The 16,585-nt window shown below is 73.0% G+C and carries 16 protein-coding genes; 11 read left to right on the top strand and 5 right to left on the bottom strand.

Annotation, left to right across the window (positions count from 1 at the left end; translation table 11 throughout):
- Nucleotides 1-5: 5 nt before the first annotated feature.
- Nucleotides 6-1,187 carry a PP2C family protein-serine/threonine phosphatase gene (locus RIU97_RS39400; RefSeq protein WP_404962270.1) on the bottom strand — a complete coding sequence of 394 codons (1,182 nt, stop codon included), beginning with the start codon at nt 1,185-1,187 and terminating at the stop codon, nt 6-8.
- Nucleotides 1,188-1,814: 627 nt separating this feature from the next.
- Here RIU97_RS39400 and RIU97_RS39395 point away from each other — a divergent pair.
- The gene (locus RIU97_RS39395) at nt 1,815-3,710 is read left to right on the top strand and encodes an ATP-binding cassette domain-containing protein (protein ID WP_404962269.1); all 1,896 of its coding nucleotides are present in this window, start codon (nt 1,815-1,817) and stop codon (nt 3,708-3,710) included.
- 61 nt (nt 3,711-3,771) lie between these two features.
- Here RIU97_RS39395 and RIU97_RS39390 read toward each other — a convergent pair whose 3' ends face one another.
- Nucleotides 3,772-4,989: an FAD-dependent monooxygenase gene (locus tag RIU97_RS39390; protein ID WP_404962268.1), complete on the bottom strand. Its 1,218-nt coding sequence runs from the start codon at nt 4,987-4,989 to the stop codon at nt 3,772-3,774.
- A 215-nt stretch (nt 4,990-5,204) separates the two neighbouring features.
- Between RIU97_RS39390 and RIU97_RS39385 the strand changes: the two genes are divergently transcribed.
- The 4 genes from RIU97_RS39385 to RIU97_RS39370 all read left to right on the top strand — a co-directional run bounded on the left by RIU97_RS39385 (nt 5,205) and on the right by RIU97_RS39370 (nt 8,990).
- The gene (locus RIU97_RS39385; RefSeq protein WP_404962267.1) at nt 5,205-6,131 is read left to right on the top strand and encodes a TetR/AcrR family transcriptional regulator C-terminal domain-containing protein; all 927 of its coding nucleotides are present in this window, start codon (nt 5,205-5,207) and stop codon (nt 6,129-6,131) included.
- A gap of 88 nt (nt 6,132-6,219) precedes the next feature.
- Nucleotides 6,220-7,176 (top strand): GlxA family transcriptional regulator, encoded by a 957-nt coding sequence (locus tag RIU97_RS39380; RefSeq protein WP_404962266.1) that lies wholly within the window; start codon nt 6,220-6,222, stop codon nt 7,174-7,176.
- A 133-nt stretch (nt 7,177-7,309) separates the two neighbouring features.
- A complete protein-coding gene (gap, locus tag RIU97_RS39375) occupies nt 7,310-8,308 on the top strand; it encodes a type I glyceraldehyde-3-phosphate dehydrogenase (RefSeq protein WP_404962265.1) in 999 nt (332 codons plus the stop codon).
- A gap of 160 nt (nt 8,309-8,468) precedes the next feature.
- Nucleotides 8,469-8,990, top strand: a complete 522-nt coding sequence (locus tag RIU97_RS39370; RefSeq protein ID WP_404962264.1) for a hypothetical protein — start codon at nt 8,469-8,471, stop codon at nt 8,988-8,990.
- A 74-nt stretch (nt 8,991-9,064) separates the two neighbouring features.
- Here RIU97_RS39370 and RIU97_RS39365 read toward each other — a convergent pair whose 3' ends face one another.
- Nucleotides 9,065-10,609, bottom strand: coding sequence for a glutamate synthase subunit beta (locus RIU97_RS39365; protein WP_404962263.1), 1,545 nt, complete (start codon nt 10,607-10,609; stop codon nt 9,065-9,067).
- 203 nt (nt 10,610-10,812) lie between these two features.
- Between RIU97_RS39365 and RIU97_RS39360 the strand changes: the two genes are divergently transcribed.
- Entirely contained in the window at nt 10,813-11,346 is a 534-nt protein-coding gene (locus tag RIU97_RS39360) for an AAA family ATPase (protein ID WP_404963098.1), read from the top strand.
- 211 nt (nt 11,347-11,557) lie between these two features.
- On the opposite strand, the gene RIU97_RS39355 is transcribed toward RIU97_RS39360, so the two are convergent.
- On the bottom strand, nt 11,558-11,938 hold the full coding sequence (locus tag RIU97_RS39355; protein ID WP_404962262.1) for a hypothetical protein: 381 nt from the start codon (nt 11,936-11,938) through the stop codon (nt 11,558-11,560).
- Between the two features lie 433 nt (nt 11,939-12,371).
- On the opposite strand from RIU97_RS39355, the gene RIU97_RS39350 reads away from it, so the two are divergent.
- Both RIU97_RS39350 and RIU97_RS39345 read left to right on the top strand, forming a co-directional pair.
- Nucleotides 12,372-12,773: a hypothetical protein gene (locus tag RIU97_RS39350; RefSeq protein ID WP_404962261.1), complete on the top strand. Its 402-nt coding sequence runs from the start codon at nt 12,372-12,374 to the stop codon at nt 12,771-12,773.
- Between the two features lie 228 nt (nt 12,774-13,001).
- Nucleotides 13,002-14,435: a carotenoid oxygenase family protein gene (locus RIU97_RS39345; protein ID WP_404962260.1), complete on the top strand. Its 1,434-nt coding sequence runs from the start codon at nt 13,002-13,004 to the stop codon at nt 14,433-14,435.
- A gap of 39 nt (nt 14,436-14,474) precedes the next feature.
- Here the strand turns inward: RIU97_RS39345 and RIU97_RS39340 are convergent, their stop codons facing one another.
- Entirely contained in the window at nt 14,475-14,744 is a 270-nt protein-coding gene (locus RIU97_RS39340) for a hypothetical protein (protein WP_404962259.1), read from the bottom strand.
- Between RIU97_RS39340 and RIU97_RS39335 the strand changes: the two genes are divergently transcribed.
- From RIU97_RS39335 to RIU97_RS39325, 3 genes are read left to right on the top strand one after another with little or no spacing between them, the layout of a single operon-like run.
- The gene (locus RIU97_RS39335; protein WP_404962258.1) at nt 14,701-14,880 is read left to right on the top strand and encodes a hypothetical protein; all 180 of its coding nucleotides are present in this window, start codon (nt 14,701-14,703) and stop codon (nt 14,878-14,880) included. The two genes, RIU97_RS39340 and RIU97_RS39335, sit on opposite strands and share 44 nt — an antisense overlap.
- A complete protein-coding gene (locus RIU97_RS39330; protein ID WP_404962257.1) occupies nt 14,877-15,893 on the top strand; it encodes a methionine ABC transporter ATP-binding protein in 1,017 nt (338 codons plus the stop codon). The genes RIU97_RS39335 and RIU97_RS39330 overlap by 4 nt, the downstream gene beginning before the upstream one ends.
- Nucleotides 15,890-16,552 carry a methionine ABC transporter permease gene (locus RIU97_RS39325; RefSeq protein ID WP_404962256.1) on the top strand — a complete coding sequence of 221 codons (663 nt, stop codon included), beginning with the start codon at nt 15,890-15,892 and terminating at the stop codon, nt 16,550-16,552. The genes RIU97_RS39330 and RIU97_RS39325 overlap by 4 nt, the downstream gene beginning before the upstream one ends.
- The last annotated feature ends 33 nt before the right edge of the window (nt 16,553-16,585 follow it).

The raw sequence follows: 16,585 nt of genomic DNA, 5'->3' as shown, positions 1-16,585 counted from the left end.
GGACCCTACGCCGGGTCCTTCGGGCCGGTGGCCGGCCGGTGGCCCTCGTCTTCGCGACGGTCGACGAGGATGATCGCCACGTCGTCCGCCAGGCGGCTGTGCGTGTGGCGGAGCAAGGCCTGGTGCAGGCCCTCCAGGAACGCCGGCCGCGTGTGGTCGCGCATGGTCATCATGGCCTCGGGGAGGTCGAAGAAGGTGTTGTCCCGGTCGCGGGCCTCGATGACCCCGTCGGTGCACAACAGCAGCCGGTCCCCCGGTGCGAACGCATAGCGGTCCGTCCGCCCGGGAGGTCCGCTGATGAATTCCTCGAGGCCGAGCGGCGGCAGGGGGAGGGTGGGCGTCAAGGGCCGGACCGTGCCGTTGCTCAGGAGCAGCGGCGGCGGGTGGCCCCGGTTGATCACCTCGACGTGCGGGCTGTCCGGGATCTGGGCCACGATGGCGGTGACGAACCCCTCCAGGAGGGCGTCCTCGCCCTCGGACGCGTTCTCGCTCCCGCGGGCGACGGCGGCGTCCCGCCGCAGGGCCGCTCCGCAGTGGTTGACGACCTCCACCAGGTCGTCCTCGTAGTGCACGGACTCCCGGAACGCGCCCAGCACGACCGCGGCGGCCCGCACGGCGGGCAGTCCCTTGCCCCGGACGTCCCCGACGATCATCCGGACCCCGTACCGGGTCTGGACCACGTCGTACAGGTCGCCGCCGATCAGCGCGCCCGTCTCGGCCGCCAGGTACATGCTCGCCGCCCGTACGGGGCCCAGCCGGTCCGGTACCGGCCGCAGCAGGGCTTCCTGGGCCGCCACGGCGATCCGGCGGACCTGGTTGAGCTCGGTCTCCCGACGCGTGCGCGCGGCGCCGCTCGTCGTGGCGCTCGCCACCGTGACCAGGAACAGGGCGAGGAAGTTCGTGTAGACCTGCTGGCCGCCCCAGGCATGGTTGTGGGTGGCGGTGGTCACGCTGACGCCGACGGCCACCGCCGCCGCCGCGAAGGTGCCCTTGGGGCCCATGGTCACCGCCGCCAGAGCGGGTGTCGCGACCAGCAGGGGGCCGGTGTAGACGACGTGCAGGGGCGTGAGCTCGATGAGGAGCACCAGCAGGGCGATCGCGAAGGGCACGCACTCCGCGAGCGTGAAAAGGACCTGGTGGTGGCCGCCGACTCCCGGTCCGGGGGGCGAGCGCACGGGCGCTCTCATGAGTACAGCCTGCCTTGCCCGGACGTATGGCCGCCACTCCGGTCCACCGGCCCCCGTTGGCCGGACGGGGACGGAGGCGGCATCGACGGGCTCTCCCGCGCCGCCCCGCCGCCCCCCGCCCCGCGTCCCGCCGTCCGCCGCGTCCGGAGCGATGTCCTCGTGGATCCGGGCGCGCCGGGCGGGCGCGTGGGTCTTGAGGTCGGCGCGGGCCGCGTCGCCGCTCTCGGTGATCCACCAGCCGGCCGCCGCAGGTACGTGGACATGGCCTCGCGCGCTCCACAGACCACGAGTCGAACGCGCGGGACCGAGGAGCCGTGGAGCCGTCGGACGCCGCAAGCGATTTCCGGTGACTCGACCCCCGCACCGGCCGGTTCCAGCCAACCTGCCCTCCCCCGCGATCCGGTAGCCCGGCGGCACCCGGACACGATCAGCGGCCACGCCAAGGGGGCCGCCGCCGCGAGGTCGGCCAGATCCCGCTGCTCCGGCCGCCGGCCTGCGCTGTACTCACTCCCCCAGTTGCAGCGACCCCGCGACAGCCCCTCCGCCCACCGCGGACCCGGGCTTCTTCGCCGTGCGCGGGTGCAGCCGAACTGGCCTCCACAGCAACCCGGTTGAAGGAGAAGCAGCATGTCCGACCAGCAGGCCGAGAAAGCGAAGTCCGCCGCCCCGCCCGCTCCACCCGCCCCTCCGGAGTTCACGTACACCTGGGGCCAGCACAACGAGACCATGGAGGCGCTGTCGCTCGGCCAGATGACCCGGCGCGTCCCGTCCGCCCTCCAGCAGACCGCGCGGCTGGCCCTCGCCGTCAACCGCGCCGCCTTCCACGTACTGGTCGCCGCCCAGATCCTCGGCGGGATCTGCACGGCCGCGGCGCTCGCCGCGATCTCCCAGGCCATGGTGCCGCTCCTCGCCGGAGAGGGCGTCCAGGAACGCGTGTCGGCCGCCGCCTGGCCCCTGGTCGTCGCCGCCGCGATGACCGCCCTCGGCGCCCTGGCCTCCATCGCCTCCGGCAGCGCCGCCCGCCGCCTCAACCCCGGCATGGCCACCCTCGCCGACCTGGCGATGGTCGACGCCCACATGGACGTGGAACTCGCCGCCTACGACGCCCCCGACTTCACCGAACGCTCGGAGGCCGCCGAGACCGGCTCGGCCCGCTCCGCCATGCTCCTCCAGGACGCCCTCGGCTTCACCAGCGGGATGATCGACATGATCGCGGTCGCTTCCGTCCTCGCCGTGGTCCACCCCGTGCTCCTGCCGCTGCTCCTGCTGTCGGTGGTCCCCCGCGGCCTCGGCTCCGTGTACGCCGCCCGGCTCGACTACCGCCTGCACAACCAGACGATCGCCTCCCGCAACATCAAGCACATGATGCGCTGGCACCTGACCACCCCGAAGCTCGCCGACGAGCTGCGCGGCAACAGCATGCGGCCCTACGCCCACCACTGGTACGCGGCCGTCTGCGAGCGCATCGACTCCAAGATGGTCAGCTCCGCGCCGCGTTACCTCGTCGTCTACCTGATCGCCGCCACCGCTTCCGGGGTCTTCGTCGTGGCGACGTACGGGGCGCTCGCCGGGCTCGTCCTCGGCGGGTACATGGCCCTCGCGGCCGCCGGCACGGCCATCGTCGCGATGCGCACCTCCACCGCCGCCCTGTCGCAGCTCGTCGTCTACGGAGCGGCCATGTTCCAGCACGCGCTCTACCTCGGCGACTACACCACCTTCGTCAAGGAGGCCGCCGAGAAGTCCGGCCCGCGCGGCCCGCAGGTGATGGAGGGCGCCCCGGAGAAGATCCGGCTGGAGGAGGCCTCGTACACCTACCCCGGCAAGGACGCCCCCGCCCTCGGTCCGGTCTCGCTGACCCTGGCCCGGGGTGAGGTGGTAGCCGTCATCGGGGAGAACGGCGCCGGCAAGTCCACTCTGATCCGGCTGCTGACCTCGCTGACGGCCCCGACGTCCGGCACCGTCTCGTGGGACGGCGTTCCCACCTCCGACGCGGACCAGCGCTCGGCCTGGGCGCACGTCGGCCTCGTCACCCAGTCGTACGGGTACTGGCCGTTCTCCGCGCGGGAGAACATCACCCTCGGCCAGCCGGACCCCCGCGGCGAGGAGGCCGTGTGGGAGGCACTGGACGCCGTCGGCATGCGGACGACCGTGGAGGAGTTCCCCGACGGCCTGGACACGCTGCTGGCCCGCTCGGTCTGGGGCGGCCACGAGCCCTCCGGCGGCCAGTGGCAGCGGCTGGCGTGCGGCCGCGCCTTCCACCGCAGGCCGGGCCTGCTGGTCATGGACGAACCGACGAGCGCCATGGATCCCCGCGGGGAGCACATGGTCTTCTCCGGACTGCGGGACATGAAGGAGGACCGGATCACGGTGATCGTCACTCACCGGATGGAGAACTGCCGCCTCGCCGACCGCATCGTCGTCCTCGACGGCGGCCGGATCGTGGAACAAGGCCCGTTCGACCAGCTCGTGGCCCTGGACGGCGGCCGGTTCCGGGAACTGTACGAGCTCTCCCAGGACCGCTGACGACCTGAGGCGCTGCGGAGCCCGCCGGCGGCGGTGTGCTCCGCGGCGCCGTGCTGACCGGTCACTCCTGCCTCCCGGCGCTCGCGAGACCGTACGCCGGCAGGGCGATGTCCCCGGCCTTGGCGAACTGCGCGGCGAACAGGTTCCGCATCGGCCAGCGGGTCATCGACCGCATGGAGAGGTCGCGCAGCCGGATCCCGAGCCGGCCCGACGGCGCGTACCCGGCGGCCCCGCCGGGCGGCAGCCGCTGCGCCTGGCTCACGTACGGGCGCATCACCGTGTCGTAGCGGCGGAGGGCGACACCGTGGTCGCCCCCGGCGGCGGCGAGTTCACCGGCCAGGACGTAGGCGCCGACCAGGGCGAGGCTGGTCCCGAGGCCGGTCAGCGGGGTCGCGCAGTATCCGGCGTCGCCGAGCAGCGCCACGCGGCCGCGCGACCAGCTGTCGAGGCGGACCTGGCCCATGGAGTCGAGGAAGAAGTCAGGGGCGGTGCGCATCGCCCGCAGCAGGCGCGGGGTCTCCCAGCCGACGTGGGCGAAGCGCCGGGCGACGAGCTCCTGTTGGGCGGCGACGTCCCGGCGGTCGTAGGAGAGCGGTGGCGAGCGGAAGCTGAAGCCGGCCTTGATCTCGCCGGGGAGGCGGCCGGGCCGGGCGGAGACCACCAGGCCGCCGGGCGCGTTGTGCATCACGAACCAGCCGTCGAGGTCCAGGCCGTCGAGGGCGGTGAACCAGGTCGTGTAGAGGCCGATCGGGCGGACGAAGTCCCGCTCCGGTCCGAAGGCCAGCCCGCGCACCGCGGAGTGCGGCCCGTCCGCGCCGACGACGAGCGCGAACCGGCGGGGTGCGGCCTTCTCGAAGGTGACGGTGACCCCGTCGGAGTGCTGGTCGATGCCTGTGACGGTGTCGTCGAAGAGGTACTCCGTGTCCGGCAGGGTCGCCTCGTACAGCAGCAGGGCGAGATCGCCGCGGAGGATCTCGATCTCGGAGACGATCCCCTCGCCGCCGAAGCTGTCGGCGGGCAGTCGGGCGGTGGTCCGGCCGACGGTGTCGACGAGGGCGAGGCCGCGCTGGTCCACGCTCTCCGCCCTGGCCCGGGCCATCAGGCCCATCCGTTCGATCACGGTGCGGCCGGCGCCGCGCAGGTCCACGGTCTGCCCGCCCGGCCGGGGTGCGGGCGCACGCTCCACGATCGTGACCGTGAAGCCTCCCTTGCGTAGCCAGTACGCCAGCGCGGGCCCTGCGATGCCTGCGCCGCAGATGAGTATCTCGTTGTTCGGCATGGCGTGAATGTACGCCGTACGCAGAATAGTGCGCAAGCATGAAATACGCTGCGGGCATGAGCTGTTGACCTGCACCGCACTAGTGCGGGGAGGTGCGAATGATGCCGGTCCACGGGGATCGCACGGCATCGGAGGCTAGGATGGCGCCCATCCAGGTGCACTAGTGCGGAGGAGAACCGGTGGGCGGACGGGCGGTACCGCGCTACAGCCAGATCGTGTCCGAACTTCGGCGGCGGATCGAGACGGGCGAATTGGCACCGGGCGATCGCGTGCCGTCGACCCGCGAGATCACCCGGCACTGGGGCGTCGCCATGGCGACCGCTACCAAGGTGCTCTCCGAACTGCGCCGCGAGGACATGGTCCGCGCCGTCCCGGGCGTCGGGACGGTCGTGGCCGCCCCGAGCCGCCCGGTGCGGCCCGCCCGGCCCGCTGCCGCCGCACCCCCCGACGGGCCCTCCGACGCGCCCTCGGTCCAGACGGCGCTCACGCTCGGACGGATCGTCGGCGCAGCCGTCACCATCGCCGACACGGAGGGGCTGGCCGCGGTCTCGATGCGCCGGGTGGCCGCCGAGCTCGAAGTGGCGACCATGTCGCTGTACCGGCACGTGGCCGACAAGGACGACCTGCTGACACGGATGATGGACGGCGTCATGGCGGAGCACCCGCTGCCCGCCGACCCTCCGGAGGGCTGGCGGGACGCGGTCGAACTGGCGGCCCGGCAGGTCTGGAACGTGTTCCGCCGCCACCCGTGGCTCGCACCGGCCCTGTCGGTGACCCGCCCCCAGATGGTCGTCTCGGCGCTGCCGTACAGCGAGTGGATCCTCGCCACCCTGCACGCGCACGGCCTCGACCTGCAGTCCGCCTTCACCGCGCACCTCATGCTGTTCAACTACGCCCGCGGGATCGCCGTCAACCTGGAGACGGAGCGTGAGGCCGAGGCGCACAGCGGCCTCGACAGCGAGGAGTGGATGGACACCCAGGAGCCCGCGCTCCTGGCAATTCTGCGCACCGGACGGTTCCCCGCGCTCTCCCGCCTGGCCGCGGCCGGCTACGACTTCGACCTCGACGCCCTCTTCGAATTCGGCCTCCAGCGCCTCCTCGACGGCCTCTCCCCGCTCCTCGACGAAGGCTCCGCCCGCTGAACGGAGAACCCGCAAGGCCCCCGTCCGCCGACGAGGCGCCGCCCGGCGCGCCGCTCGCCGAGACCCGGCCCCGCGTACCCTCGACCCCGTGCCAGCCTCCCGCCTCCACCGCGTCGCCGTCCTCGTCCTCGAAGGCGCGAAGCCGCTCGACGTCGGCATCCCCGCACAGGTCTTCACGACCCGGGCGAGCATGCCGTACGAGGTGCGGGTGTGCGGCGCGGCGCCCGGTCTCGTGGCCGGCGGCGACGGCCTGTCGTACCACGTGACCCACGGGCTGGAGGCCCTCGCGTGGGCCGACATCGTGTTCGTCCCCGGCTACCGCTTCCCGGACCGCGAGGACCCTCCGCGGGCGGTCATCGACGCCCTGATCGCCGCGCACGACCGGGGCGCGCGGCTCGCCGCCATCTCGACGGGCGCGTTCGCGCTCGCCGCCACGGGCCTGCTCGACGGCAAGCGCGCCACGACGCACTGGCACTACGCGCGGGCGCTCGCGGAGCGGCATCCGCTCGTCCGGCTCGACGAGAACGTCCTGTTCGTCGACGAGGGCAGCGTCCTCACGTCGGCCGGCGCCGCCTCCGGCATCGACCTGTGCCTGCACATCCTGCGGGGTGACATCGGCGTGTCCGCCTCCAACCACGCGGCCCGGCGCCTGGTCGCGGCCCCCTACCGCAGCGGCGGCCAGGCGCAGTACGTGCCGCGCAGCGTGCCCGAGCCGCTCGGCGAGCGGTTCGCCGCCACGCGCGAGTGGGCGCTGCACCGGCTCGGCGAGCCGCTGACCCTGGAGTCGCTGGCCCGGCACGCCGGGGTCTCGCCCCGCACGTTCTCGCGGCGCTTCGCCGAGGACACCGGGTACACGCCGATGCAGTGGGTCATGCGGGCCCGCATCGACGTGGCCCGCGAGCTGCTCGAACGCTCGCAGCGCGGCATCGAGCAGATCGCCGCCGACGTGGGTCTCGGCACCGGCGCGAACCTTCGCTCGCACTTCCAGCGCATCCTCGGCACCACCCCGACCGAGTACCGGCGCACCTTCACCCAGGGCGAATAGCCCACCATCGGCCCGCCGCGCCGCCGTGCCGCCACGGCGCCTTGGCGGGATCCTTTTGAACCATGGCGATCACGCCGCTGTCGCGGGCGGGCGCCGGGCGCGAACCTGATGGCGAACGAAAGGGACATCGCTCATGACTCGCATTGCCATCAACGGATTCGGCCGCATCGGGCGCAACGTGCTGCGCGCGCTCCTCGAACGCGACAGCGACCTGGAGGTCGTCGCCGTCAACGACCTCACGGAGCCCGCCACCCTCGCGCGACTGCTCGCGTACGACACCACCTCCGGCCGGCTCGGCCGCCCGGTGACCGTCGACGGGGACGTCCTCGTCGTCGACGGCCACCGCATCAAGGTGCTCGCCGAGCGGGAACCGGCGCAGCTGCCGTGGGCCGAGCTCGGTGTCGACATCGTGCTGGAGGCCACCGGCCGCTTCACCTCCGCCGAGGCCGCCCGCGCCCACGTCAAGGCGGGCGCGCGGAAGGTGCTCGTGAGCGCGCCGTCCGACGGAGCCGACGTCACGCTCGCGTACGGGGTCAACTCCGACGCCTACGACCCGGCCCTGCACACCATCGTCTCGAACGCCTCGTGCACGACCAACGCGCTCGCGCCGCTGGCCGCGGTCCTCGACGAGCTCGCCGGCATCGAGCACGGCTTCATGACGACGGTGCACGCCTACACGCAGGAGCAGAACCTGCAGGACGGCCCGCACCGCGACGCCCGTCGCGCCCGCGCCGCCGCGGTCAACATCGTGCCGACCACGACGGGCGCCGCCAAGGCGATCGGGCTCGTGCTGCCGAACCTGGACGGCAAGCTGTCGGGCGACTCGATCCGCGTACCGGTCCCGGTGGGGTCGATCGTCGAGCTCAACACGACCGTGGCCCGCGAGGTGACGCGCGACGAGATCCTGGCGGCGTACCGCGCCGCCGCGGAGGGACCGCTGGCCGGCGTGCTCGAGTACTCGGACGACCCGCTGGTGTCCTCCGACATCACGGGCAACCCCGCCTCGTCGATCTTCGACTCGGAGCTGACCCGCGTCGAGGGCCGCCACGTCAAGGTGGTCGCCTGGTACGACAACGAGTGGGGCTTCTCGAACCGCGTGATCGACACCCTCACCCTCCTCGCCACCCGCTGATCCGACAGCACACCGGTGGTGCTCCGGTCGGCCGCACGGCCGGCCGGAGGAGCGCATGGGGCTAGGCGTACGTCAAGCCACGGGATGCAGGGACGTGACCGTGCGGGGTGGGCGGGGCCTACTGGAGGTTCCCTGCACCACCTCGACCCCAGGAGCTTCCATGACCCACCTCTTCCGCACTCCGCGCTTCCTCATGCTGGCCGCCTCGACCGCCGTGGTCGCGGGAGCCGTACTGGTCCCTACGGGCGCATTCGCGGCCGTCCCGGCGGCGCCACATGCCGCCGTGGCCGATGACCGCGTGCTGGCCCCCGACGATCAAGGCGACACCGACGGCAAGGGCAACCTCCGGCTCATCGGCCGCAGCGAGAAGCCCTTCTTCGGCTCCGACCGAGGCACGGACGACTCCGCCGAGAAGTTCCACACCATCGGCCGGGGCGGTCCCCTCATCGGTACCGGGAACGGCCGGAGCGACGCCGGCACCGGGACGGGCATCCGCATCGATCCGCCCAGGAGCCAAACCTGGTTCTGTATCAAGGCGCCGTGCGAGGACCCCTTCGCCAAGCCCGTCCCCAACGACCCGCCCACCCCCGGCGGCGTACAACTTCCGGACGTACCCGTCCCGGGCGTGCCCGTCCCGGTCGAGGTGCTCATCCCCGGCGATTCGGACGCCCCCAACGGGTGACGTCGGAACGGCGGTTCGCCGCGGCGAGGGGCCGCCACCCCATCCGGTGGCGGCCCCTCGCCGCGTACGCGTGGCTAGAGGTCCCCGTAGCGCATGCGCCCCAAAGCCGTCATGGGCCGGTCATGAGCGGCGACCGGAGCCGGGAGGCACGTGGAGCCGGTCAGGTAGCGGTCCACGGCGGCGGCCGCCGCCCGCCCCTCGGCGATGGCCCACACCACCAGTGACTGCCCGCGGCCCGCGTCGCCCGCGACGAACACTCCCGGCGTCCGCCCGCCGCCCGCGGCGAAGCCGGCGTCCCGCGCGAAGTTGCCGCGCCCGTCGAGCTCCAGCCCCAGTTGCTCGCGCAGGCCGCCGGCCCGCTCGGGGCCCGAGAAGCCGAGGGCCAGGAGCACGAGGCCGGTCGGTATGACGTGCTCGGTGCCGGCGAGCGGGCTGCGTCCCACCGGCTCGACGGCGGTCAGGTGCAGTGCCCGTACCCGGCCCGAGGCATCCCCCTCGAAGCGCAGGGTGGCGCTGGAGAACAGCCGGGGGTCGCGGCCCTCGTGCCCGCGGGCCTCCTCGTGGGCGTGGGAGATCCGGTACGTCTTCGGGTACACCGGCCAGGGCTCGCCGGCGGTCCGGCCCGCGCCGGGCTCGGGGTTGATGTCGAGCTGGACCACGGAGATCGCGCCCTGCCGCAGGGCCGTCCCGAGGCAGTCGGATCCGGTGTCGCCGCCGCCCACGATGACCACGTGTCTGCCCTCGGCGGTGACGGGCGATACGGCGTAGTCCCCCTCCTGCACCCGGTTGGCGCAGGTCAGATACTCCATGGCCTGGTGGATGCCGTGCAGCCCGCGGCCGGGGACCGGTAGTTCCCGGCGCTCGCCGGCCCCGGTCGCGACGACGACCGCGTCGCACCGGCTGCGCAGTTCGGCGGCGCTGGTGCCGGCCGCACCGCCAGTGCCCGCTGCGGTGCCGGCCGCACCGCCGACGTCCGTGCCCGTGACGAACTCCGTGCCCTCGGCGCGCATCTGCTCGATCCGGCGCTCCAGATGGGCCTTCTCCATCTTGAACTCGGGGATGCCGTAGCGCAGCAGTCCGCCTATCCGGTCGGCCCGCTCGTGGACCGTGACGCAGTGCCCGGCCCGCGTCAGCTGCTGTGCTGCGGCCAGTCCGGCCGGACCGGAGCCGATGACGGCCACCGTCTTGCCGCTGCGCTTCTCCGGCGGCTTCGGGGTCAGGTAGCCGCGCCGCAGGCCCTCGTCCGCGATGGCCTGCTCGACGTTCTTGATGGTCACCGGGTCCGCGTTGATCGTGAGGACACAGGCGTCCTCGCAGGGGGCCGGGCAGAGCCTGCCCGTGACCTCCGGGAAGTTGTTGGTCGCGTGCAGCCGCTCGTACGCAGCGCGCCAGTCGCCGTGGGCGGCGTACGCGTTCCACTCGGGTATGAGGTTTCCCAGGGGGCAGCCGGTGTGGCAGAAAGGAATACCGCAGTCCATGCAGCGGTCGGCCTGCCGGGAGACGAGCGGCAGCATCGCCTGGCCCGCGTAGACCTCGAGCCAGTCGCCCAGCCTCTCCTCTACGGGACGGGCCGGGACGGCCTCGCGGGGGATCCGGAGGAAGCCGAACGGATCGGTCACATGCCGCCTCCCTGGATCGGCCGCGGCGGGTTGCACGGAGCGGCGCACCATGCTCCTGGTACGCGCGTTCTGTGGCGGTTCGACCAGGTTACGCCGCCTTCGCGGCGGTGTGACCAGGGGAGGGGGATCCGGTGAGCGGGCGGGCGCGGAAGGTGACGACCGGCCGATGCGCGGCGGCGCGGGCGGGTAGCGTTGCGCAGATGATGGTGGGCACCCCGGACACCCGGCTCGTCGTACTGCGCGGGAACAGCGCCTCGGGCAAGTCGTCGGTCGCGGCCGGCATCCGCGAGCGGTTCGGCCGGGGTCTGGCCCTGGTCGGCCAGGACACCATGCGCCGCGGCGTCCTGCGTGAACGTGACCGGCCGGACGGGGCGAACATCGGCCTGATCGACACCGTCGCGCGGTACGCCCTCGATGCCGGCTATCACGTCGTCGTCGAGGGCATCCTCTACGCCGACCACTACGGGGGCATGCTCGCGCGGCTGCGCGCCGACCACTGCGGCCCGACCCACGGCTACTACCTGGACGTGCCCTTGGAGGTGACGCTCGCCCGGCATGCGACGAAGCCGATCGCGGACGAGGTCTCCGCGGCTGACCTCGGTTCCTGGTACCGGCCGCTCGACCTGCTGCCCGGCGGCGCGGAGACGGTCATCGGCGCCGCGAGCTCCCTCGACGAGACCGTCGGGCGCATCCTGCGCGACACCGGCCTGGCCGGGCTGCCGGCCCGGGAGCACTGACGACGCGTACGCCGCGGTGTGGCGGGGCAGCGTCGCCACCGCGGTCCGGGCGGTGCGTACCCCGTTGCCGACGTGCCGCTTCCGGGAAGGACCCGAAGTCGACGCTAGATGGACAAGTCCGAACTCGAGCGAGCCCTTGGCCGCTGAGCCCTCGGGAACGGCGAAGTCGGGATGTCCCCGGGCCGGGGCGCACGAGAGGCGGCACGAGAGGTCACCCGGCGCGGATCAGCAGGTCGACCTCCTTCTCCTGATCTCCCGCCATGGTCCCCCGGTCCTCGACCACGAAGGCGTCCGTGAGGGCGGCGACGACCCGGTCGACCGCGCGGGGGCCGCCCTGCAGACCGACGTCGACGGTTCCGTCCAGGCCCATGGGCTCCGTCGTCGCGGGTGGGTCCGCCGCGACCACGGTCGTGCACCAGACGGTGGTCTTGCCGTGCGGCCCCGGTTCGAGCGCCACGCCTTCCGCCGGCGAATCCGGAAAGGCCCGCTCGAGAACGTCCAGGAGGACTCTGGCGGCTTCCTCCGAGCAACGAGTGGCCGTGACCACCACTTCCGCCGATGACTGCCGTGATGCGTCGGCGTCGCTGGTCATCGCTTCCCGCCTTCCTCGTCCGCCCGGGCGCGAGCGCCCTCCGGGCGACGTCGATCAGTGGCCGTGGGCATGTTTCGGCTGCTGCTGGTTCATCCCGGGACCTCGGGGCATCACACATCTCCTTCGTGCGGGGAGGGCTCACCGCCATGCTGCGAGGCCACGCGGATTCCCGCACCTCGGATCCGCCACATGGCACCGTCGGCACGACCTGCCGGGCGTACGCTCGGCCGGCTCTGGGGACGGCGCGCCGTCACGCGCTCGGCCGGACCCCGCCGGACGATCCGCCCGGGGCGTCGCGGCCGGTGGGATTCTCCTCCCTTCCCCGACGGTGGTTCCGGCGGCGACCTCGCCCCGATAATGGCACCGACCCGGACGGCCACCGTGCGCGTGCCGGGTCGCGGCCTGACGGACTGACCGGGGAGACGAAGGATCGATGATGCTCGAAGCAGGCCAGCGGGTGAAGTTGGCAGCAGACCTGAGGCTGGCCGGGTCGGTCGTGCTGGCCGAGGACTCCCCCGCGTCGGCCACGGGTGCCGTCGCCGGCTCGCTGTCCCTGGCATCGGGCACCGGGGGCACCGTCGAGCGGGTGAACGAACCCCAGCAGCAGGAACAGGGCCCGGACGTCCGCGAGTACGTACGGCTCAAGTCGCTCCTCGACGACTTCGGCCACCAGATGCCCTCGGGGACCAGGAAGCAGCTCGAAGAGCAGGTCGGCTCCCTGGAACCCGAGTGGATCGCCTACCAGGAGCAGCGGCCCCACGTGACGGTCCGCGTACGCCTCGACAACGGTTTCGTCCTCGACGACGCACACGTAGAGGTCTTCACGTCCGACTGATCTCCTGTCTCCTGGGTCGTGGTCGGTACCGGGGGGCGCCTCGCGCGGGGCACGGGTCCGCGGCGGCACGCGGCCCCTCGTTCCTGCCGCCCCAGGTCGGCCCGGGCGGCTGTGTGCTCTGGCACGCTCACGCGTACCGCGATTCACTGGAGAGTGCCGCAACCGCGCGCCCGCGGCGGAATCGCTCCGTCCACCGCGGACCCCGCCGGGCGCACGCCGGGAGGTCCCGTGACCACGCACACGCCACCCCGTTTCGACCCCACCCGCGTCCCCCACCTGCTGGGATCGTTCGCGCCGGTGACGGAAGAGGTCGATGTCGCCGATCTGGAGGTGACGGGCGAGCTTCCGGCTTCCTTGGACGGCCTGTACCTGCGCAACGGCCCCAATCCCCGTTTCACGCCGATCGGCTCGTACTTGTACCCCATCGACGGCGACGGCATGCTGCACGGGGTCTGGCTTTCCGGGGGCCGCGCCCGCTATCGCAACCGCTTCGTACGCACCCCCGCGGTGGAGGCCGAGGAACGCGTCGGACACGCCCTCTGGGGCGGCCTCGAATCGATGATCGTGCCGGACGCCGACCAGGTAGGACGGGAGCTCGCCGGAACCTTCAAGGACCTGCCCGACATCAATGTCGTCCGGCACGCCGGCCGCGTGCTGGCCCTCGCCGAGTCGGCCTGCCCGTACCGGATCGGTGCGGGCCTGGAGACCCTCGGCCGCGAGGACTTCGGTGGATCCCTGCCCGCGGGCATCACCGCCCATCCCAAGACCGACCCGGTCACCGGTGAAATGGTCGTCTTCTGCTACGGACTGGAGCCGCCCTACCTGACCTGGTCGATCATCGGCCGGGACGGCGCCGTCACCCGCGGGCCGGCGACCGTCGACGGGGTGGACGAGCCGATGATGATCCACGACATGGCCCTGACCGACCGCTACGCCGTCCTCGTCCTCGCCCCGGCCTTCTTCGACCTGGGCGCCGCCATGGCGGGCGGCTCGTTCCTGGCCTGGCGGCCCGAACGCGGCACCCGCGTGGCTCTGATCCCGCGCGACGGCGGACCGCCGCGCTGGGCGACGGACGAGGCGTTCTGGATGTGGCACACGGTGAACGCCTACGACGACGGCCCCGGCGAGGACGCCCCGGTGGTCCTCGACTACGTGCAGTGGAGCAGGCTGACCGTGGGAGGGAGCCCCGGGGCCGCGGCGGAGCCCGTGAGCGGCGGCCTGGTACGGGCGCGCATCGATCCGGCCGCCGGCAGCATGGCGCGCACCCTGCTGGACGACTACCGGGTGGAGTTCCCGCGGGTCGACGACCGGCGTATCGGCCGGCGCCACCGCATCGCCGCGCTGGCCAGCGGGACCGGGCGGGCGGACCTGCTGCCGGGCGAGTACGACGCCGTGCGCTGGTACGACACCGAGACCGGCACCGCTCATATCTGGTCGGCCGGGGACCTCTCCGTCGGCGAGCCGGTCTTCGCCCCCGAGCCCGGCCGGGACTCCGACGAGCGCGGCCACTGGCTGACGTTCGCCACCGACCGGACCGACGGGTCGAGCTGGTTCCTGGTCATCCCCGCCGAGGACCCCGCCTCCGGGCCGGTCGCCCGCGCCCGCATCCCCGTCCGGGTCCCGCTCGGCCTGCACGGCTGCTGGCTTCCCAGCGAGCCCTGACCGGGGAGGCGCCCCGCCGCGTTTCCGCGGCCGACCGGGTCACCTGCGCAGCAGGGCGCAGACGAAGTCCTCCTGGACGTCCCGGACCTGTGCGAGGAGGTCGGGGTTGGTGTCGAGGGACGTCTGCGTGCTGATCGAGAAGGTCAGGGAGCGGCGGCCGTCCGCCGTGGCCGCGGCCAGCTGTGTGTAGCCGGCCGTGTTGCCGGTGTGGCCGTAGACCGCCCCGCAGCGCGTGGTGTAGCGGTAGATGGCCAGGCCCGCCTCGGTGCGGCCGGGGCCGGAGGCGGCGAGCAGGGTACGCCGGCGCATCGTCGAGCTGTACGCCTCCCAGCCCGTACAGGACGAGGTCCGCCGCACCAGCAACGGCACCGCGCACCACGTCGAGCTGCCCGCCGCCGAGCTCCAGGCCGAGGTCGCCCGCATCCAGAAGCAGCTGAAGCGATGACCGCGGCCGTGGAACTGCGCGACGTCCGCAAGGAGTTCCCGGGCGGAGCGCGCGCCGTCGACGGCGTCACCCTCTCCGTCGAGGCGGGCACCGTATTCGGGGTCGTCGGCCACAGCGGTGCGGGCAAGTCCACCCTGCTGCGCCTCGTCAACGGCCTGGAGGAGCCCACCTCGGGCAGCGTCTTGGTCGACGGCCAGGACCTCTCCGCCCTCGGCGAGCGCCGCCTGCGCCCCGTCCGCCGCGAAATCGGCATGATCTTCCAGCAGTTCAACCTGTTCCGCTCGCGCACCGTCCTGGGCAACGTGCTCTACCCGCTGCGCCTCGCCGGGATGGACCGCGCGGCGGCCCGGGCCCGCGCCGAGGAGACGCTGGACTTCGTCGGCCTCTCCGGCCACGGAAAGCGCTACCCCGAGCAGCTCTCGGGCGGCCAGCGCCAGCGCGTCGGCATCGCCCGCGCGCTCGCCACCCGCCCGAAGGTCCTCCTGTGCGACGAGGCGACCTCCGCCCTCGACCCGCAGACCACCGGCGAGGTCCTGTCCCTGCTGCGCCGCGTCAACCGCGAGCTGGGCGTCACGATCCTGCTCATCACCCACGAGATGGAGGTCGTACGGACCCTGTGCGACCGCGTCGCGGTGATGGAGGACGGCAAGGTGGTCGAGAGCGGCGAGGTGTACGAGGTCTTCGCGCGGCCCCGCCACGCGACCACGGCCGCCTTCGTCCGCTCCGCCCGCCACAGCGAGCCGGACGAAGCACTCCTGGAACGGCTGCGCGCCCGCCACCCGGGCCGTCTGGTCACGCTGCCCGTCACCGACGGCAGCCCCTCCCTGGACGGCCTCTCGGAGCTCCTGCACGTCCACGGCGTCGAGTTCACGTTCGTCCACGGCGGCATCGCCGAAGTACGGGGACGTCCCCTGGGCAATGTGACCCTGGAACTGCGCGGCGAAGCCGGCGCGGTCGCTGCCGTCGTCACCGCGCTCTCCGTCCCGGACCTCGCGGAAGCGGGTGCGCGGTGAAGGCCGACTGGAGCACGTTCTGGCCCAAGGTCCTCGACGCGACCGGCGAGACCGTCTACATGGTGCTGATCACCCTGGCCCTGGCGACCGTCAGCGGACTGGCGGTGGGGCTCACCCTGTACGCCACCCGCAAGGGCGGCGTCCTGCCCAACCGGATCGTGCACGCGGTCCTGGGCCTGCTCATCAACATCATCCGGCCCGTCCCCTTCATCATCGCGATCGTCGCGCTCGCCCCGGTCACGCGCGGGGTGGTCGGCACGATGATCGGGACGAACGCCGCGATCTTCCCGATGACGGTCGTCGCGACGTTCGGGGTCGCCCGCATCGTGGAGTCCAACCTGCTGTCCGTCGAACCCGGCGTGATCGAGGCGGCGCGCTCCATGGGCGCGAGCCCGCTGCGGATCCTGCTCACGGTCCTGGTCCCCGAGGCTCTCGGACCCCTGGTGCTCGGCCTGACCTTCATGCTCGTCGCGCTGATCGACTTCTCGGCGGTGGCGGGCACGGTCGGCGGAGGAGGCGTCGGCAACCTGGCGATGACCTATGGCTACCTGCGCTTCGACACCTCCGTGATGGTGGTGACGGTGCTCGTCCTGATCGCACTCGTCCAGTCGGCGCAGCTGCTCGGCAACGTGGTGTCCCGCAAGGTGCTCCGCCGCTGACGCCGCGCGCGGGCACGGCCCGGACGGGCGCCG

This window comes from Streptomyces sp. 147326 (assembly GCF_045000215.1).
GTDB lineage: Bacteria > Actinomycetota > Actinomycetes > Streptomycetales > Streptomycetaceae > Streptomyces.
This window is presented reverse-complemented; position numbering and strand designations above follow the sequence as displayed.